Raw genomic sequence first — 18,733 nt, forward strand, 5'->3', positions numbered from 1 at the left:
ACCATGACCGGACCCCTGACCGACGTCGTCGTCGTCGACCTCTCCCGGGCACTGGCCGGGCCGCACGCCACCATGATGCTCGGCGACCTGGGTGCGCGCGTCGTCAAGGTGGAGGTGCCCGAGCGGGGCGACGACACACGTGGCTGGGGCCCGCCGTTCGTCGGCGAGGAGGGTGCCCGCGAGTCGACGTACTTCCTCTCCGCGAACCGCAACAAGGAGTCGATCGCGCTCGACCTCAAGGCCGACGCCGACCGGACGACCCTGCTCGACCTCGTCGACCGCGCCGACGTGCTCGTGGAGAACTTCCGGCCCGGTGTCCTGGACCGGCTCGGCCTGGGCGTCGAGACGCTGCTGGAGCGCAACCCGCGCCTGGTGGTGCTCTCGATCACCGGGTTCGGGCACGACGGGCCGGAGGGCGGCCGTGCCGGGTACGACCAGATTGCCCAGGGCGAGGCCGGCCTGATGTCCCTGACGGGCTCCGGCCCGGACGACCCGCAGCGCGTGGGCGTGCCGATCGGCGACCTGCTCGCCGGGATCTACGGCGCGTACGGCGTGCTGGCCGCGCTGCACGAGCGGCACCGGACCGGCGTCGGCCAGGTGGTGCGGACGTCCCTGCTGGCGGCCGTCACCGGCGTGCACGCCTTCCAGGGCACGCGGTGGACGGTCGCCGGGGAGGTGGGGCGCGCGCAGGGCAACCACCACCCTTCCATCGCGCCGTACGGCCTGTTCCGCTGCCGTGACGGCGCCGTCCAGATCGCCGTCGGGTCGGAGGCCCTGTGGCAGCGGTTCTGCCTCGCGTTCGAGCTCGACGCCGACGCGGCGGGCCTGCGGGACAACTCCGGGCGGGTGGCCCGCCGCGACCACGTGATCAAGCTCGTCGAGGACGCCTTCGACGCCTACGACGCCGACGCGCTGCTGACGAAGCTGTCCGACGCCGGGATCCCGGCGGGCCGGGTGCGTACGCTCGACGAGGTGTACGCATGGGAGCAGACCGCGAGCCAGGGGCTGCTCGTGGACGTGGAGCACACGAGCCTCGGCACGCTGACCCTGCCCGGGCCGCCGCTGCGGTTCTTCGACGCCGACGGCGCCGAGGTCACGCGGCGCGAGCACCGCGCGCCGCCGGTGCTGGACGAGCACGCTGCCCGGATCCGGGCCTGGCTCGACGCGGCGGCGCGGGCGGGTGCGCCCGGGCCCGACCCGGCCGGGCCGGTGGCGTCCGCCCCGGGAACGGAGGCCGGCCCGTGACCCGCCGCTGGACGGCGCGCGAGCTGCTCGACCTGGTGCTCGACGCCGACAGCTTCGAGTCCTGGGACGAGCCGGTCGACACCTCCGGGTACCCGGCGGATTACCGCGCCGTGCTGGCGGCCGCCGCGGAGAAGGCCGGCACCGACGAGTCCGTGCTCACCGGGCGCGGGCAGGTCCGCGGCCGGCCCGTGGTGGTGGTCGTCAACGAGTTCCGGTTTCTCGGCGGCTCCATCGGCCGGGCCGCCGCGCAACGCATCACCGCCGCCGTCCGGCGCGCGACGGCGGAGCGCCTGCCCGTCCTGGCCACGACGGCGTCGGGCGGGACCCGGATGCAGGAGGGCACCCCCGCCTTCCTCCGGATGGTCGAGATCTCGCGCGCCGTCATGGCGCACCGCGACGCCGGCCTGCCCTACCTGGTCTACCTGCGGCACCCCACGACCGGCGGCGTCTACGCGTCCTGGGGCTCGCTCGCGCACCTCACGGTCGCCGAGCCGGGTGCCCTCATCGGGTTCCTGGGCCCGCGCGTGGTCGAGGCCCTGACGGGCCAGGCGCTGCCCGACGGCGTGCAGTCCGCCGAGAACCTCGCCGCCAAGGGTGTGCTCGACGGCGTCGTCACGCCCGAGAGCCTGCCCGCGCTGGTCGAACGGGCGCTCGGGGTGCTGGTCGACCCGCCGTCGTCGCCCACGCTGCCGCGCCGGACGGGCGAGCCCTCCGGGACGACGTCCGCCTGGGACTCCGTGCTGCGCACCCGCGCCGCGGGCCGGGTGGGCGTGCGGGACCTGCTGCGCCACGGCGCGTCGGGGACCGTGCGGCTGTCCGGCACGGACGAGGGCGAGCGGGACGAGTCGATGCTGGTGGCGCTCACGCGGCTGGACGGCCGGCCGTGCCTGGTCGTCGGCCAGGACCGGAGCCGGCAGACCGAGAGCACCCCGATGGGACCTGCCGCGCTGCGCGTGGCCCGCCGCGCGATGGGGCTGGCCGAGGAGCTGCGGCTGCCCCTGGTCGCGGTGATCGACACCCCCGGGGCCGAGCTCTCGCAGGCCGCCGAGGAGGGTGCGCTCGCCGGCGAGATCGCGCGCTGCATGGCCGCGCTGACCCGGATGACCGTGCCGACGCTGTCGGTCATCCTCGGCCAGGGCTGCGGCGGCGGGGCGCTCGCGCTGCTGCCCGCGCAGGCGGTGATCGCGGCGGAGCACGCCTGGCTGTCGCCGCTGCCGCCCGAGGGCGCGAGCGTCATCGTGCACGGGGACACGGCGCACGCGGCCGAGCTGGCGGAGGCCCAGCACGTGCGTGCCGTCGACCTCCTCGCCGAGGGTGCGGTGCAGCGCGTGGTCCCGGAGCACGACGACGACACGGTCCGCGACGTCGCCGTGGCGGTCGCGGCGGAGTGCGCGGCGATGCTGGCGAGCATGGACCCGGCTGGGCGGTAGCCGGTCTCAGATCGGCTCGGGTCGCCGGGTCGCGCCCTTCGGCTGCGGCACGGCCTTGCTCAGCAGCCGGAGCAGCTCTTGACGGTCCTCCGTCGTCAGGGGTCCCAGCGGGGCGCCGGTGACGATCTCGACCAGACGGCTCCGGACACGCGCGCCTTCCGCGGTGAGGTGTACCACCCGGGCACGTCGGTCGTGCTCGGCCGACCGTCGCTCGACCAGCCCGCGACGTTCCAGCCGGTCCACCAGGGTGGTCACCGTCGAGGGGTCGTTGTACAACCGCCCCGCCAGCTCGCGCATCAGCGGCGGTTCCCGGTCCGGGTCGAGCTGCCAGAGCAGGTTGGCCTGCGCCTCGTTGAGCTCCAGCGCGCGGACGGCGTCGGCGATGCTGGCCTGCAACGCGGCGGTCAGTCCGAACAGGCGATCGATCAGCCGGTAGGCCAGTTCGTCGTCGAGTCCGGATGCGCTCTTCTGCTGCACACCCGGATCGTAACGTGGCCGCACTTACTTGGATTATCCAAGTTCTTCTGCGATGCTTGGGTCATCCAAGTATCGAGAGGGGCAGTCATGTCAGAGCTGGCCGGAGCAACAGTGGTGGTCACCGGGGGAAGCTCGGGAGTCGGGGCCGAGGCGGCCCGGATGTTCGCCGACCTCGGTGCGCGGGTGACCGTGGTCGGCAGCTCGGCGGCCAGGGTCGCCGCGGTGGCCGACGCGATCGGCGGCACCGGTCGGACCGTCGACTTCACGCGCCTTGCCGACGTCGTCCGCCTCGCCGCCGAGCTGCGCGACGACCTGGGCCGGATCGACGTGCTGGCTGCGAACGCCGGCCGGATCGATCCGGCCGGGTCCACCACCGCCGACGGGATCGAGGCGAACGCTCAGGTCAACGCCATCGCGCCGTGGCTGCTGCTCCGAGAGCTCGCGCCCGTGCTTGCCGGCGGTCGCGTGGTCGGGACCTCGTCCAGCGCTCATCTCCGTGCGACGGTCGAGCCGCAGCACTACGGCGAGGCCGACGGAACCGGCTGGATGGGTGCGTACGGGCGGGCCAAGCTCGTCTCAGGCGTCCTGCTCCGGGAGTTCGGGCGGCGTCATCCCGGTACCACCGTGGTCGACTTCCATCCGGGCGCCATCAGCTCCGGCTTCGACCGCAGCCTGACGGGGTTCGCGAAGCTGGCCGCGCGGGTCGCCCAGCCGTTCCTGGACAAGCCGACAGACGGTGCCCGGCGACTTGTCGCCCTCGCCTGCGCGGACCAGGGTGTCGACGGCCGCTACTACGACCGCGCCAAACCTGCCGCAGGGTCGCCGCTGCTGGCCGACCGCGCCTTGGCCGCCGCGCTCTGGCGGCGCGCGCAAGAACTGACGCGCGGGCTTCCCACCCGGGACCTGGCCTAGCGACCCTGCTTCTCCACGGCCTTGCGGACCTGCTGGATCAGCGCGAACACGAGCAGCGCGGCGAAGGCGATCGAGGCGACGTTGTCGGGCAGCACCACCGACAGGCTTGCGCCGCCGAACGAGAAGACGGACGCGACCAGGCCGATGATCGCCGCGGTCTTCAGGTGGACCAGCCCGTTGCGGGCGTTGACCCAGGTGCCCGAGACGGCCGTGGGGATCATCGCGACCAGCGACGTGCCCTTGGCGAGCGCGGGGGCGAAGTCGAACAGCGCGGACAGCCCCGGCACGGCGATCTGGCCGCCGCCGATGCCGAGCAGGCCCGACGCGATGCCCATCACGAGGCCGAGCCCCACCATGCCGGCGCCGTCGAGCAGGCTGGGGATGCCCTGCGCGGTATCGACCTGCGGCGGGTCGGCGAACGCGTCGAGCAGGGAGCGCACGATGCCCGCCACGAGCACCCCGACGAACAGCCAGCGCAGGAGGGTCTCGGGCACACGTGCGAGCAGCCGGGCCCCGTACGCGGCGCCGGCCACGGAACCCACCACGAGCAGCGCGGCCGAGATCAGGTCGACCGCCTGGTGGGTCAGGTACGGGATGGAGCCGACGATCGCCGCCGGCAGGATCGCCGCGAGCGAATAGGCGCTGGCCCGGCGCTGCGTGAGGCCGCCGAGCGAGGTCAGGAGAGGCACCATCACGATGCCGCCGCCCAGACCGAACAGCCCCGAGAAGGACCCGCCGACGATCCCCACGAGGACGGCGCGGGGTGGGGTCAGGGAGTCGTCAGTCTGCTCGGTCACCCCGTGATGATCTCAGGTGTGCGGCGATGGTCCGCGCGCAGTCCAGCGATCCGGCGCTCGTGGTGTCGATCTCCAGGTCGTACCGGACGCCCCGGTGGACGACGTCGGCCTGCTGCGCGGCCATGCCCGCGACCCGGTCGCCGCGGGCGGCCTCGCGCCGTGCGGCGACCACCGGGTCGCACCACACACCCACCCAGAGCGTCGGCACGTCGCCCAGTGCGTCGAGCCAGCGGCGCTGTGAACCGGCACCGCCGAGGAACACGTCGTCGACCACGAGGTGCGCGCCCGCGCGCGCCATGGCGACCAGCCCGGTGATCCAGGCGTCCTGGAGCGCCATGAAGTCCTGCCCGACGGCGACGCCGCCGTCGTCGGCGAACTCGATCCCGTCGCCGCCGGCCGTGAGGCGGGCGGGCATCGCGTCGACCAGGGTGTCGATGCTGAGCGAGAGCCAGGACTCGGGCAGCACGGCCTGGAGGTCGCGGGCGATCGCCGACTTTCCCGAGCTGGATCCGCCGTTGAGAACGATGACCTGGGTGCTCATGCGGCCACCGTACGAGCGTGGGTGAGGCGCGCTACAGTGATTATCAAGTTGAGCGGAATAGACTCAACTTTGGGACGGTTTCCTCGAGGTAGAACTGAGCCCATTTTCACCAGCCCCCGGGAGGCCTCATGGACACCAAGTTCACGACCATGTCGCAGCAGGCGATCGGCGACGCCATCCAGTCGGCGTCGGCCGCCGGCAACCCGCAGCTCGAGCCGGTCCACCTGCTCGCCTCGCTGCTCACGCAGGAGCGCGGCGTGGCCGTCGGCCTGCTCGACGCGGTCGGCGCGAACGCGCAGGCCATCGGCCAGCAGGTGCGCGCGGCCCTCGTCGCGCTGCCCCAGGCCAGCGGCAGCAGCACGGCCCAGCCGGGCGCGAGCCGCGCCCTGGCGACGGTGCTCGACCTGGCGGGCAAGGAGGCCCAGGGGCTGGGCGACGAGTACGTCTCCACCGAGCACCTGCTCATCGCGCTCGCCGCCGGGCAGTCGTCCGCGGCGCAGATCCTGTCTGGCGCCGGGGCGACCGCCGACGCACTGCGCGCGGCCCTGCCCGCCGTCCGCGGTTCCGGCCGTGTCACGAGCCCCAACCCGGAGGGCACGTACAAGGCGCTGGAGCAGTACGGCACCGACCTCACGCAGCAGGCGCGCGACGGCAAGCTGGACCCGGTGATCGGCCGCGACTCGGAGATCCGCCGCGTGATCCAGGTGCTGAGCCGCCGCACCAAGAACAACCCCGTGCTCATCGGCGAGCCCGGCGTCGGCAAGACCGCCGTCGTCGAGGGGCTGGCCCAGCGCGTGGTGGCGGGCGACGTGCCCGAGTCCCTCAAGGGCAAGCGGCTGATCGCCCTCGACCTGGCCTCGATGGTGGCCGGCGCCAAGTACCGCGGCGAGTTCGAGGAGCGGCTCAAGGCGGTCCTGGAGGAGATCACGGCGTCGGACGGCGAGGTGGTCACCTTCATCGACGAGCTGCACACGGTCGTCGGCGCGGGTGCGGGCGGCGACGGCGCGATGGACGCGGGCAACATGCTCAAGCCCATGCTGGCGCGCGGCGAGCTCCGCATGGTCGGCGCCACCACGCTCGACGAGTACCGCGAGCACATCGAGAAGGACCCCGCGCTGGAGCGCCGGTTCCAGCAGGTGTTCGTGGGCGAGCCGTCGGTCGAGGACACCGTGGCGATCCTGCGCGGGCTTAAGGAGCGCTACGAGGCACACCACAAGGTGACGATCGCCGACTCGGCGCTCGTGGCCGCCGCGTCGCTCTCCGACCGGTACATCTCCGGCCGCCAGCTCCCCGACAAGGCGATCGACCTGGTCGACGAGGCCGCGTCCCGCCTGCGCATGGAGCTCGACTCGTCGCCGATCGAGATCGACGAGCTGCAGCGCGCCGTCACGCGCCTCGAGATGGAGGAGGTCGTGCTGTCCGAGTCGGCCGACGCCGCGTCCAAGGACCGGCTCGAACGGCTCCGCGCCGACCTGGCCGACCGCCGGGAGGCGCTGGCCGCGCTCACCGCGCGCTGGGAGTCCGAGAAGGCCGGGCACAACCGCGTCGGTGACCTGCGCGCCCACCTCGACGAGCTGCGCACGGACGCCGAGCGCAAGCTCCGCGAGGGCGACCTGGAGGGTGCGGCGCGCATCCGGTACGGCGAGATCCCCGTCGTCGAGAAGGAGCTCGCGGCCGCCGAGGAGGCCGAGGCCGGCGCGGAGGACGAGCCCGAAGGCCTCGGCCCGGAGACCGCCGAGCCGCCGATGATCGCCGACAAGGTGGGCGCCGACGAGATCGCCGAGGTGGTCGCCGCCTGGACCGGCATCCCCGCCGGGCGGCTGCTCCAGGGCGAGTCCGAGAAGCTCCTGCACATGGAGGACGTGCTCGGCGAGCGCCTCATCGGGCAGCGGGCCGCGGTGGCCGCGGTGTCCGACGCCGTGCGGCGCACGCGGGCCGGCGTCTCCGACCCCGACCGGCCCACGGGCTCGTTCCTGTTCCTCGGCCCCACGGGCGTGGGCAAGACCGAGCTCGCCAAGTCGCTGGCGGACTTCCTGTTCGACGACGAGCGCGCCATGGTGCGCATCGACATGTCCGAGTACGGGGAGAAGCACTCCGTGTCGCGGCTCGTCGGCGCCCCTCCGGGCTACGTCGGGTACGAGGAGGGCGGCCAGCTCACCGAGGCAGTCCGGCGTCGGCCCTACTCGGTGGTGCTGCTGGACGAGGTGGAGAAGGCGCACCCCGAGGTCTTCGACATCCTGCTCCAGGTGCTCGACGACGGCCGCCTCACCGACGGACAGGGCCGCACCGTGGACTTCCGCAACACGATCCTGGTGCTGACCTCGAACCTCGGCTCGCAGTTCCTCGTGGAACCGATGCTGTCGGACGAGGAGCGGCGGGAGTCCGTGATGACCGCCGTCCGCGCCGCGTTCAAGCCGGAGTTCCTCAACCGGCTCGACGACGTGGTGATCTTCGACGCGCTGTCGCTCGACGAGCTCGGCCGCATCGTCGACCTGCAGGTCGGGGCCTTCGCGAAGCGGCTCGGCGACCGGCGCATCACGCTGGAGGTGACCGCGGCGGCCCGCGAGTGGCTCGCGCTGGAGGGCTTCGACCCGGCCTACGGCGCCCGGCCGCTGCGCCGCCTCGTGCAGCGCGAGATCGGCGACCGCCTGGCGCGGCTGCTGCTCGCGGGCGAGGTGTCCGACGGCGACACGGTGGTCGTGGACCGCGGTGCCGGGGAGGGGCTCACCCTCGAACGGCGGGTGCTCACCGCGTAGCCGGCGTCGGGCCCGGTCGGATGTGACGGTGTTGTGAAGGTGGCCCCCCGTTCGCCCAGAACCGGAAATCCCGCACGTCCCTCTGTATGTGCGGGGTGAATCCGTGCGCGGCCGGCCGCGCACGGCCCGGCACGGTCCAGGGCGCGCGGGGGGCGAGCCGGCGGGAGCCATCAGGAGAGGCAGACGGTCGAGGAGGCCCGGTGCTGCGGTTCCACTTCACTTCGGATGACCTGGCCCGGGTCCGGATCGCACCGGGCCCGGACCCCATGTGGGAGACGCTGCTCAGCGCCCACGTGGTGAACCAGCGCGGGGGGACGACGCTGTTCGACCCCTGGCGTGGGCGCGTGCTGTCCGGCCTGCCGCCCGCGGCGCGGATGCTGCTGCGCCTCGCGCCGCCGCGCGGGTACTCGCCGGACTTCCTCACGCCTGCCACCGGCGCGGACCTGCTCCCGCCCGGCGCCGACGCGTTCGAGACCGGCCTCGACGCGGTGCTGTCCACGCCGCGCGACCAGCTCCGGCGCGACATCTCCCGGCTCGCGCACGGGCACAGGCCACACCTGTGGATGCGGGACCTCGCCGACGGTTCGGCTCCCGCCGTGCGCGGGCTCGGCGTGGCGATGCGCTCGTACCACGAGCAGGCGGTCGCGCCGTACTGGAGCGGCCTCCTCTCCGCGGTCGACGTCGACCGCGCGGCGCGCACCCGGGCCTGGGTGGAGGGCGGCACGGAGCACGCGCTGCGCACCCTGCACCCCGCGATCCGCTGGGAGCACCCCGTGCTCTCCGTGACGACCGCGGCCGAGCGGGACGTGCACCTGACGGGCCGCGGCCTGCTCATCGTCCCGTCGTACTTCTGCCACCGGGCCCCGATCTCGCTGGCCGACCCGGAGCTCCCGCCCCTGCTGATCTACCCCATCACCCACGAGCAGGTCTGGACCGGCACGCGGCCCGAGGCGCAGGCCGACGGCGGCCGGCGGCTCACCGCGCTGCTCGGCCGCACCCGGGCCGCGGTGCTCCGCGCCCTCGGCACGGGGGCGACGACGAGCGAGCTCGCGCAGCGCCTGGCGATCTCCCCGGCGTCGGCCTCGGAGCATGCCACCGTGCTGCGCAACGCCGGGCTCGTCTCCAGCGGGCGCGACCGCAACACGGTGCTCCACGCGCTGACCCCGCTGGGCCGCACCCTGCTGGACGGCGGCGACGGCCGGGTGCCGACGGCGTCGACCGCTACTGCAGCAGATCCTGCGTGATCGGCTCCGCGGTGGTCGCCAGGCACAGGCCGACCCGGTCGCCGTCGGCCCACGAGTCCTCACTGGGGCCCCAGACCACGTAGCTCACCGAGTCCGCGACCGGGCTCGTGCGCGCGTTCGGGCCGAGCTGCTTGGTGCCGCAGACCTGCGCGATGCGCGTGTCGACGGCGTCCCGGCCCGGCCAGACGGCGGCGTCGGCGAAGTCGGTGCGGCCCACCACCTGGGCGGTGTGCGAGGCGTCGCACGGGACCGCGAGCACCTCCGAGATCTCGCCGTCCGGCGGGACGCTCTCCACGCAGGAGCCGAGCACGAGCTGCAACGGGTGCACCTCCTGGGGCTCCGCGATCATCGCCTCGATGGGCTCCCACTGCTGCCGGCCGACCATGTTCACGATCAGGGCGATCACCGCGACGACCGCCACCACGGCCAGCGTCGCCCCGGCGATCAGGGCGTACCGCCGCCGCTTCGCGGACTCGTCGGCCTCGGTGGGCGGGCGCCAGCCCGCGTAGGAGGCCTCGGGCGCGTAGTCGTGGACGCCCGGGAACGAGTGCGGCGAACCCCCGGGTGCCACCGGGAACGGCGACGGCGGCTGCTGCGGTGCCGACGGGGCCTGCGGCGACCCGCCCTGCGGGTGCTGCTGCGGCGCCGCGGGGGTCGGGAACGGGCTCGGCGGCGTGGTGGCCGGCGGGGTGCGGGTCGCGGGGGAGGCGAAGAGCTCCGAGGCGGCGGCGAAGTCGTCCTCCGTCGCCGGGGTGCTCGTCCCGGTGTCCTCCGCGTCCGTGTCGTCGTCCGCCGGGGTGTCCCCGGCCGCCTCGGCCGGGGGAGTGCTCGCGGCCGGCGCGTCCGCGGGGGAACCGGCCGACGCCTGCGCGTCGGGGCTCTGGCTGCCGGAAGCGTCGTCCCCGGACGTCTCGTCCCCGGACGTCTCGTCCTCGGCCGCGACGGTGCGGGGTCCCAGCGCCTTCTTGTGTGCTGCGGCGATCGCCGCGAAGGAGAGGGCCTTGAAGTCGAACGTCTCGTCGACCGCCGGGGCGGCGCCCGACGGCTTCTCGGCCTCTGCGGCCCTGTCGGTGTCCTTGGTGCCGGCCTCGTCGGCGGCCGTGTCATCGGTCGTCGTGGCGGTGGTCTCGGCCGGGGTTCCCGCGGGGTCGGCGGTTGCCTCGGGCTCCGCTTCCTCAGGCTCCGGCCTCGCCTCCGGCACCGCTGCGGCGGCTGGGACGACCCGGATCTCCTCGGTGGGGGCCTCGTACCGTCGCGCACGGTCCGCCGCTGCGGGGGACGGCTCAGGTGCGGGCTCCGCGGGCTGCACATCCTCGGGCTCCGGCACACCGTCCGGCGCGGGCGTGGCGGCGGCCTCCGGCTCGTCCGGGCTCGCGGGGGCGGGGGCGTCGTCCGCGTCAGCGGCGTCGTCCGCATCGGCATCGGCATCGGCGTCCTCGTCCGCCCGCTCGTCGCCCGCCGGCTCGGGCTCCTCGTCCGTGCCCTTCGCGGCCTCGGGCGCCGCGGTCTCGGGCGCCGCGGGCTCTGGCTCCGTGGCCTCTGGCTCCGTGGCCTCTGGCTCCGTGGCCTCTGGAACGTCGCCGGACGGTTCCGCGGCCTCCGCGTCGCCCTCGCCGTCGTCCTTGCCGCCGAGGCCGTCGGGCGCGCGATCCGGCTCCGACCCGACCGGGGACGCCTTCGCAACAGGATCCGAGACGGGGATCTCGGCGACTTCAGTGGCGGCCGGGGTCTGGTCGGGCGTCGACGTCATGCAGGTTAACTTACCGACATTCTGTAACGACCCCGCTACCGGAACGGCAACCGTTTCGACCGCCCTCGATTTAGGGACAACTTCACCCGAGAATTTCCCCATCGGGAGTGGAACCTGCCCACATCACAGCCGTCGCAGGCCGGATCAATCGGTCAGGTCGACAATCACCGGGACGTGGTCCGACGCGCCCTTCCCCTTGCGCTCGTCGCGGTCGATCACGGCACCGGCCGCACGTCCCGCGAGCGCGGGCGAGGCCCAGCAGAAGTCGATCCGCAGCCCCTTGTTCCGCGGGAACGCGAGCTGCTGGTAGTCCCAGTAGGTGTAGGTGTGCTCCTCCGGGTGGAACTTGCGGGTCAGCTCCGTGTACCCGGCGTCGCCGAAGGCCTCGAACGCGGCCCGCTCCGGCGGGGACACGTGGGTCTTCCCGGCGAAGTCGGCGGCGTCGTAGACGTCGGTGTCCAGCGGGATCACGTTCCAGTCCCCCGTGAGCGCGACGGCGTCGCCGGCGTCCGCCCAGGTTCTCGCCGCGACCTGGAGCGACTCCAGCCAGGCCAGCTTGTAGGCGTAGTGCGAGTCGTCGAGCGCCCGGCCGTGCGGCACGTACAGGCTCCACACGCGGACGCCGCCGCAGGTCGCGCCGATCGCCCGCGCCTCGATCGGCGGGTCGACGTCGAGCAGCGCGTCGGGGCCGTCGTCGGCGATCACCTTCGCGAAGCCGGGCTGCCCCGGGAACTGGGTGGCGACGTCGTCCAGGCCGACGCGCGACACGATGGCCACGCCGTTCCACTGCGACAGCCCGAAGTGCGCCACCTCGTACCCGGCGGCCTCGAACGCCGCGGTGGGGAACTGGTCGTCCCGGCACTTGGTCTCCTGGATCGCCAGGACGTCGGTCTGCGACCGGTCGAGAAAGGCGAGCACACGGTCGAGCCGCGTGCGGATCGAGTTGACGTTCCAGGTGACGAGGCGCACGAGGTCAGCATATTGGTGGTCGTCCCCGGCGCAACGTACGAGCTGACCGATGGAACGTGGAGTGGACGACCGATAGACAGTGGATTCAATGACCGGTAGCAGGCGGAGTGTAAGCGTGATAAGAGTTGGAGTCGGCGACTGTTAGCGAACGGAGCGGGTGTGACCGACTACGAACGGCGGGTGATGGACGACCGTCTCGATGAGCTCCAACCGCACTTGCGCGCGACCTCGATCTACGGGCCGAAGGGCGTCGGCAAGACGGAGACGGCACGCCGCCGCGCGACGACGGTTCTGCGCCTTGACCAGGAGAATGAACGCCAGCGCCTCATGGCCGATCCAGACCTGCTCCGGACCTTGCCTGGTCCAGTCCTGGTCGACGAGTGGCAGCGGTGGCCGGAGTCATGGGACAGGGTTCGTCGAGCCGTGGATGACGATGCCGAACGAGGTCGGTTCCTGATCACGGGAAGCTCCGCGCCTCGGGGCGCGACAGTGCACTCTGGCGCGGGGCGCATCATCGGCATGCGCATGCGACCGATGAGCCTGCTCGAACGTGGCGTTGCTTCGCCGGTCGTGAGTTTGACCGAGCTTCTGCGCGGCGACGCAGTGGGCATCCGAGGTGAGACGGGCGTCGTGCTGGGCGACTACGTCGAGGAAATCGTCGCGTCAGGCTTTCCGGGGATCCGTGCGGAACCGACCCCAGGGCTCCGCCGGGAAGCGATCGAGGGGTACATCGCACACATCGTGGATCGGGAGTTCGCCGAGCAGGGATACCCGGTCCGCCGTCCCGAGAACCTGCGCGCGTGGCTTGCTGCCTACGGCGCAGCGTCATCCTCGACTGCGAAGTACGTCGAGATCCTCGACGCAGCGACACCGAACCAAGGTGAGAAGCCTGGAAAGTCCGCCACGATGGTCTACCGGGACGCGCTGTCCGGCCTTTGGTTGCTCGACCCGACCCCGGCGTGGATGCCGGTCGTCAACCCCTTGTCCCAGCTTGGGCAGGCGAGCAAGCACCAGCTGGCAGACCCTGCGATCGCCGCGCACCTGCTCAAGCTGGACGTCGATGCGCTCATGACTGGGCGAGGCGACTTCGCGGCGCTGGGGGGTGGTTCGATGCTGGGAGCGTTGTTCGAATCGCTGGTCACCCTGGACGTTCAGGTCTATGCACAGGCTGCTGAGGCGTCGGTGTCGCATTTTCGCGACGCAAAGGGGCGGCACGAGATTGACCTGATCGTCGAGGGCCAGGGCCGACGGCTGGTCGCGCTCGAAGTGAAGCTCACGGCGTCTCCGGGGGACAAGGACGTCAGGCACCTTCTCTGGTTGAAGGAGAAGCTGGGCGACGCGTTGACCGACATGGCCGTCATCACCACCGGCAAGTACGCCTACCGCCGCCAGGACGGCGTCGCTGTGATTCCGGCCGCACTTCTCGGACCCTGATTATCGAGCCGTTTCACCCCGACTACGCTGGTCGTGTGCAGATCCTCACCGGGCGTCGTGCCCTCGGCGCCGTCGTCGTCCTCACGTCAGCGGCCCTGGTCACGGCATGCTCCGCCGGGAGCTCGTCCGGCGAGGCCTCGGGAGAGGGCCGCACCGACGTCGTCGTCGGACTGACCGGGGAGCCGACCAACCTCGACTTCACCACGACGTCCGGCTCCGCGATCCCCCAGCTGCTGATGAACAACGTGTACGAGGGCCTGGTGACCATCGACCAGGAGGGCGAGGTGCAGCCGCAGCTCGCCGAGTCCTGGGAGATCAACGGCGACCGCACGGAGTACACCTTCACGCTGCACGACGGCGTGACGTTCTCCGACGGCTCCGCCTTCACCGCGGACGACGTCGTCTCGTCGATCGGGCGGGTCCAGGACGACTGGACGCTGAGCCTCAAGTCGAAGATGGACGTGGTCAAGAGCGTCGAGGCGGTCAGCGACACCGAGGTCGCCGTGACGCTGGCGCACCCCAGCAACGCCTGGCTGTTCGACATGGGCACGTCCGTCGGCGCCATGTTCCCCGACGACCTGTCCGTCGACCTGGCCACCGAGGCCGTCGGCACCGGGCCCTACACGGTCGAGGAGGTCGCGACCGGCGAGCACGTCACGCTCGCCGCCCGTGACGACTACTGGGGCGAGGCGCCCGCGCTCACCGAGGTCACCGTGCGGTACTTCGCCGACGCGAACGCGCAGGCCAACGCGGTCCGCGCCGGCGACGTCGACATGGCGTACAACATGCAGGCCCCGGACCTGATCTCCGGTCTGGAGCAGGACGAGGACCTCCAGGTGATCGACGGCACCTCGACGGGCGAGGTGCTGCTCTCGCTGAACAACGCCCGGCCACCGTTCGACGACCTGAACGTGCGCCGCGCGGTCATGTACGCGATCGACCGCAAGGCCGTCCTCGACACGGCGTGGGCCGGGCACGGCCAGCTCATCGGCTCGATGGTGCCGCCCACCGACCCCTACTACCAGGACCTCACGGACTCCTACCCGTACGACCCGGACCGGGCGCGGGAGCTGCTGGCCGAGGCCGGCGCCGAGAACCTGAGCATCACCTTCGACGTCCCGACCCGCCCCTACGCGGAGGCTGTCGCCCAGGTGGTCGTCTCGCAGCTCAAGGATGTCGGCATCGACGCGAAGATCGTCCCGGCCGAGTTCCCCGCCGTCTGGCTCGACAAGGTGTTCACCGAGCACGACTACGAGATGTCCGTGATCCTGCACACCGAGGCCCGGGACATGCTCACGATCTTCGGCGACCCCGACTACTACATCGGCTACGACAACCCGCGGCTCTCCCAGGTGGCCGAGCAGGCGGACGAGGGCAGCCCCGACCAGTACGTCGCGGGCATGCAGGAGGTTGCCCGGATGATCGTGGACGACGCCGCGAGCGACCCCCTGTTCCTCTTCCCCAACACGGTCGTGGCCGACGCCGCCCTCACGGGCATCGCCGCGAACGCCACCACGGAGTCCATGGACCTGACCGGCCTGCGCTGGTCGGACAGCTGATCCGGCCCGCCGCCGGACAACGCCGTGGCCAGACACCTCGCCTCGCACGTCGCCCAGCTCGCCGCCACGCTCCTCGTGGCGACGGCGGCGATCTTCGTGCTGCTGCGGGTGCTGCCCGGCGACCCCGCAGTCGTCGCGCTCGGGATCGAGGCGTCCCCGGAGGCGCTCGCGGCCTGGCGCGCCGAGCACGGCACGGACGGCCCCCTGGTCGTCCAGTACCTGAGCTGGGTGGGCGGGCTGCTCACCGGTGATCTCGGCACGAGCTACGTCACGTCGCAGGACCTGACGCCGCTGGTCGCGGACCGGGTGCAGGTCACGGGCATCCTGGTGCTGCTCGGCATGCTGATCGCCCTGGTGGTGGCGGTGCCGCTGGGCACGCTGGCCGCCGTCTGGCACCGGAACGCGGGCGGCGTGACGCTGTCCGCGGTGAGCCAGGTCGGGGTGGCCGTGCCGAACTTCCTGGTGGGCGTGCTGCTGGTGTCCGTGTTCGCGGTGCGCCTGGGCTGGCTGCCCTCGGGCGGGTGGACGGCGCCCGTCGACGGGCTCGGCGAGTTCTGGCGGCACGTGCTGCTGCCCGCGGTCGCGCTGGGCTCCGTGCAGGCCGCGATCATCACGCGGTACGTGCGCAGCGCCGTGCTGGAGATCATGCGCGAGGACTTCCTGCGCACCGCCCGCGCGAAGGGGCTCACCTTCACCGGCGCCCTGGTGCGGCACGGGCTGCGGAACGCGGGCGTGCCGATCGTGACGGTCGTCGGGGTGCAGATCGCGTCCATGCTCATCGGCGCCGTGGTGATCGAGCGGGTCTTCGCCGTGCCCGGGCTCGGCAGCCTCCTGCTGGACTCCGTGGGCAACCGCGACCTGCTGGCCGTGCAGTCCATCGTGGCGGTGCTCGTGGTGCTGGTGGTGCTGCTGAACTTCCTGGTCGACCTGGCCTACACCCTGCTGGACCCCCGGCTGAGGAGGGCGGCATGAGCGGCGCGGCCCGGCTCGGTACCGCCCGCCGGCCCGGTCCGGCCCGACGCCGGCGCCGGGTGCACCCGCAGCTCGTCATCGGCGCGGTGCTGGTCGGGCTCGTGCTGGTCACGGGGCTCGTGTCCCTGGTCTGGACCCCGTACGACCCCGAGCACGCCGGCGCGGAGCGGCTGCTGCCGCCGGGCGCCGAGCACTGGTTCGGCACCGACCGGTTCGGCCGCGACGTGTTCTCGCAGGTCATGGCGGGCGCGCAGATCACGCTGCTGGTCGGGCTCGTGGCGGTCGGGATCGCCGCCGTGGTTGGCGTGCCGCTCGGCGTGCTCGCGGGGATGCTCCAGGGGTCGGGCCGCGGGCGGCCCGCCGCGGTGCTCATGCGGGGCAGCGACATCCTGCTCGCGTTCCCGGGCCTGCTGCTCGCGATCGTGCTGGGCGCGGTCTACGGCGCGAGCACGGTGACGGCGATGGTCGCGCTCGGTATCGGCTCGATCCCCGCGTTCGCGCGCGTGGCCCGCAGCGGCACCCTGCAGGTGACGCGCTCCGACTACGTGCTCGCCGCCCGCGCGGCGAACCGGGGGAACCTTGCGATCGCGGCGCGGCACGTGCTGCCCAACATCGCCGGCACGGTGCTGGTGCAGTGCTCCGTGAACTTCGCGATCGCCGTGCTCGCCGAGGCAGGGCTGTCGTTCCTGGGCCTGGGCACGCCCCCGCCCACGCCGTCGTGGGGCCGCATGCTGCAGGAGTCGCAGCAGTTCCTGGGCGTGGCCGACCACCTGGCGATCGTGCCGGGGGTGGCGATCGCCGTGGCGGTGCTCGGCTTCAACCTCCTGGGCGACGGCCTGCGCGACGTCCTGGACCCCAGGCTGGCGAACACCGGTCCCCCGGCCGAGCACGTCGCCGTGGACGCCGGGCCCGGCGCCGCTCCCGGCGTCCGCCCCGAGCCGGACGACGCCGCGGCGCAGCCCTCCCTGGACCTGCGCGGGCTGACCGTCCGGACCGGGAGCGGGCGCGCGCTCCTGTCCGACCTCTCGCTGCGGGTCGCCGCGGGCGAGCGCGTCGGGCTGATCGGCGAGTCCGGGTCAGGCAAGACCATGACGGCGCTCGCAGCCCTGGGCCTGCTGCCCGACGGCGTCTCGGCGACCGGGCACGTCGGTCTCGCCGGCGTGGACGGGAACCTCCTGGACCGCGGCGAGCGCGCGCTGGCGCGGCTGCGCGGGCGGGAGATCTCGATGGTCTTCCAGGAGCCGATGACGGCCCTCAACCCGCTGATGCGCGTGGGCCGCCAGGTCGCGGAGGCGATGACGGTGCACGGGGTCCCGCACGGGACGGCGTCGCGGAGGGCGGCGGACCTGCTGGCCGAGGTGGGCCTGCCCGACGGCGCCGCCCGGCGGTACCCGCACGAGCTGTCCGGCGGGCAGCGGCAGCGGGTGGTGCTGGCGATGGCGCTGGCGAACGACCCGGCGGTGCTCGTGGCGGACGAGCCGACCACGGCCCTTGATGTCACCGTGCAGCGGCAGGTGCTGGACCTCATGGTGCGGCTGGTCCGCGACCGGGGCGCCGGGCTGCTGTTCATCACGCACGACCTGGCCGTGGTGTCCCAGGTGTGCGAGCGGGTGGTGGTGCTGCTCGACGGTGTCGTGGTGGAGGAGGGACCGGTCGCCGAGGTGTTCGCGCACCCCCGGCACGAGTACACGCGGCGGCTGCTCGCGGCGTCCGCCCTCGAACCGCAGGCGGCGGAGACGGCCGAGGCGGCGAGGGCGGCCGAGGGTGAGGTGGCCGTGCCGCCGCCGTCGGACCTCGGGCCTCTGATCCGCGTCGAGGACGTGACCCGTACCTACGCGAGCCGCAGTGAGACCGTGCACGCCCTGCGGGGAGTCTCCCTGGAGGTCCGCGAGGGGCAGCGGTTCGGCATCGTGGGCGAGTCCGGGTCGGGCAAGTCGACGCTGCTGCGCATCGTCTCCGGTCTGGACCGGGCGACGTCGGGCCGCGTGACCAGCGCGGGCGTCGACCTGAGCCCGGCGGGCAGCGGGCCGACGGCGGCGCACGACCTCGGCGACCTGCGCGCCGCCCTGCAGCTCGTGTTCCAGGACCCGTACGGCTCGCTGGACCCCCGCATGACCGTGGGCGACATCGTGGCGGAGCCGCTGCTCAACCCGGCGAACGTCCGGGACGGCGGCCCCCGGACCGCGGCCGCCCGGCGGGACGCGGTGCGCGAGATGCTGGACGCCGTCGGTCTGCCGCTCGACGCGGCCGAGCGGTACCCGCACCAGTTCTCGGGCGGGCAGCGGCAGCGCATCGCGATCGCGCGGGCCCTGGTGTGCCGGCCGCGCATCCTCGTGGCGGACGAGCCGGTCAGCGCGCTCGACGTCTCCGTCCGGCGGCAGGTGCTGGACCTGCTCGCGCGGCTCACCGACGAGTACGCGCTGACGCTGCTGCTGGTGTCGCACGACCTGGGCGTCGTGCGGCACGTCTGCGACCACGTCGCGGTGATGCACGACGGCCTGATCGTGGAGCAGGGGCCGACCGCCCAGGTCTATGACGACCCGGCGCACGAGTACACGCGCCGCCTGCGCGCGGCCACCCCGCAGCTCGCCCGCTGAGCTTGTCCACAACCTCCTGACCTCTCTGTTCGTCTGCCCTGCTGCGGGCG

At 73.1% G+C, this 18,733-nt stretch carries 14 protein-coding genes; 9 read left to right on the forward strand and 5 right to left on the reverse strand.

Going from position 1 to position 18,733, the window contains the following annotated elements; translation table 11 throughout:
* The first annotated feature begins 3 nt into the window (after positions 1 to 3).
* A complete protein-coding gene (locus ACIPN7_RS02355; protein ID WP_400537597.1) occupies positions 4 to 1,245 on the forward strand; it encodes a CaiB/BaiF CoA transferase family protein in 1,242 nt (413 codons plus the stop codon).
* Positions 1,242 to 2,675: a carboxyl transferase domain-containing protein gene (locus tag ACIPN7_RS02360; protein ID WP_400537600.1), complete on the forward strand. Its 1,434-nt coding sequence runs from the start codon at positions 1,242 to 1,244 to the stop codon at positions 2,673 to 2,675. The genes ACIPN7_RS02355 and ACIPN7_RS02360 overlap by 4 nt, the downstream gene beginning before the upstream one ends.
* 6 nt (positions 2,676 to 2,681) lie before the next feature.
* On the opposite strand, the gene ACIPN7_RS02365 is transcribed toward ACIPN7_RS02360, so the two are convergent.
* Complete coding sequence (locus tag ACIPN7_RS02365) at positions 2,682 to 3,152, reverse strand: MarR family winged helix-turn-helix transcriptional regulator (protein ID WP_400537602.1); 471 nt, start codon at positions 3,150 to 3,152, stop codon at positions 2,682 to 2,684.
* 87 nt (positions 3,153 to 3,239) lie between these two features.
* On the opposite strand from ACIPN7_RS02365, the gene ACIPN7_RS02370 reads away from it, so the two are divergent.
* Entirely contained in the window at positions 3,240 to 4,064 is an 825-nt protein-coding gene (locus tag ACIPN7_RS02370; RefSeq protein WP_400537604.1) for an SDR family NAD(P)-dependent oxidoreductase, read from the forward strand.
* Here the strand turns inward: ACIPN7_RS02370 and ACIPN7_RS02375 are convergent.
* Together ACIPN7_RS02375 and cpt are read right to left on the reverse strand one after the other, a co-directional pair.
* The gene (locus tag ACIPN7_RS02375) at positions 4,061 to 4,861 is read right to left on the reverse strand and encodes a sulfite exporter TauE/SafE family protein (RefSeq protein ID WP_400537606.1); all 801 of its coding nucleotides are present in this window, start codon (positions 4,859 to 4,861) and stop codon (positions 4,061 to 4,063) included. The genes ACIPN7_RS02370 and ACIPN7_RS02375 overlap by 4 nt on opposite strands.
* The gene (gene cpt, locus ACIPN7_RS02380) at positions 4,845 to 5,402 is read right to left on the reverse strand and encodes a chloramphenicol phosphotransferase CPT (RefSeq protein ID WP_400537608.1); all 558 of its coding nucleotides are present in this window, start codon (positions 5,400 to 5,402) and stop codon (positions 4,845 to 4,847) included. The genes ACIPN7_RS02375 and cpt overlap by 17 nt, the downstream gene beginning before the upstream one ends.
* A gap of 128 nt (positions 5,403 to 5,530) precedes the next feature.
* Here cpt and clpB point away from each other — a divergent pair, with 128 nt between their 5' ends.
* On the forward strand, positions 5,531 to 8,158 hold the full coding sequence (gene clpB, locus ACIPN7_RS02385; protein WP_400537610.1) for an ATP-dependent chaperone ClpB: 2,628 nt from the start codon (positions 5,531 to 5,533) through the stop codon (positions 8,156 to 8,158).
* 200 nt (positions 8,159 to 8,358) lie between these two features.
* On the forward strand, positions 8,359 to 9,402 hold the full coding sequence (locus ACIPN7_RS02390) for an ArsR/SmtB family transcription factor (protein WP_400537612.1): 1,044 nt from the start codon (positions 8,359 to 8,361) through the stop codon (positions 9,400 to 9,402).
* Here the strand turns inward: ACIPN7_RS02390 and ACIPN7_RS02395 are convergent.
* Together ACIPN7_RS02395 and ACIPN7_RS02400 are read right to left on the reverse strand one after the other, a co-directional pair.
* Positions 9,380 to 11,152 carry a septum formation family protein gene (locus tag ACIPN7_RS02395; RefSeq protein WP_400537614.1) on the reverse strand — a complete coding sequence of 591 codons (1,773 nt, stop codon included), beginning with the start codon at positions 11,150 to 11,152 and terminating at the stop codon, positions 9,380 to 9,382. The genes ACIPN7_RS02390 and ACIPN7_RS02395 overlap by 23 nt on opposite strands.
* Positions 11,153 to 11,296: 144 nt before the next feature.
* Entirely contained in the window at positions 11,297 to 12,121 is an 825-nt protein-coding gene (locus ACIPN7_RS02400; protein ID WP_400537616.1) for an exodeoxyribonuclease III, read from the reverse strand.
* Positions 12,122 to 12,280: 159 nt separating this feature from the next.
* Between ACIPN7_RS02400 and ACIPN7_RS02405 the strand changes: the two genes are divergently transcribed.
* Genes ACIPN7_RS02405 through ACIPN7_RS02420 form a run of 4 tightly spaced genes read left to right on the forward strand, consistent with a single transcriptional unit; the run spans position 12,281 to position 18,683 of the window.
* Positions 12,281 to 13,555, forward strand: a complete 1,275-nt coding sequence (locus ACIPN7_RS02405) for an ATP-binding protein (RefSeq protein WP_400537618.1) — start codon at positions 12,281 to 12,283, stop codon at positions 13,553 to 13,555.
* 35 nt (positions 13,556 to 13,590) lie between these two features.
* Positions 13,591 to 15,114: an ABC transporter substrate-binding protein gene (locus ACIPN7_RS02410; protein ID WP_400537620.1), complete on the forward strand. Its 1,524-nt coding sequence runs from the start codon at positions 13,591 to 13,593 to the stop codon at positions 15,112 to 15,114.
* A gap of 24 nt (positions 15,115 to 15,138) precedes the next feature.
* Entirely contained in the window at positions 15,139 to 16,086 is a 948-nt protein-coding gene (locus ACIPN7_RS02415; RefSeq protein ID WP_400537622.1) for an ABC transporter permease, read from the forward strand.
* Positions 16,083 to 18,683 carry a dipeptide ABC transporter ATP-binding protein gene (locus ACIPN7_RS02420; RefSeq protein WP_400537624.1) on the forward strand — a complete coding sequence of 867 codons (2,601 nt, stop codon included), beginning with the start codon at positions 16,083 to 16,085 and terminating at the stop codon, positions 18,681 to 18,683. Before ACIPN7_RS02415 ends, ACIPN7_RS02420 begins: the two co-directional genes overlap by 4 nt.
* Positions 18,684 to 18,733: the final 50 nt, after the last annotated feature.

Source organism: Promicromonospora sp. NPDC090134 (genome assembly GCF_044746965.1).
GTDB lineage: Bacteria > Actinomycetota > Actinomycetes > Actinomycetales > Cellulomonadaceae > Promicromonospora.

What these genes read in the sequence shown, in the direction of transcription:
- clpB (WP_400537610.1), top strand. Translation starts at nt 5,531, where the DNA reads ATGGACACCAAGTTCACGACCATGTCGCAGCAGGCGATCGGCGACGCC.
- ACIPN7_RS02370 (WP_400537604.1), top strand. Translation starts at nt 3,240, where the DNA reads ATGTCAGAGCTGGCCGGAGCAACAGTGGTGGTCACCGGGGGAAGCTCG.
- ACIPN7_RS02355 (WP_400537597.1), top strand. Translation starts at nt 4, where the DNA reads ATGACCGGACCCCTGACCGACGTCGTCGTCGTCGACCTCTCCCGGGCA.
- ACIPN7_RS02395 (WP_400537614.1), bottom strand. Translation starts at nt 11,152, where the DNA reads ATGACGTCGACGCCCGACCAGACCCCGGCCGCCACTGAAGTCGCCGAG.
- cpt (WP_400537608.1), bottom strand. Translation starts at nt 5,402, where the DNA reads ATGAGCACCCAGGTCATCGTTCTCAACGGCGGATCCAGCTCGGGAAAG.
- ACIPN7_RS02420 (WP_400537624.1), top strand. Translation starts at nt 16,083, where the DNA reads ATGAGCGGCGCGGCCCGGCTCGGTACCGCCCGCCGGCCCGGTCCGGCC.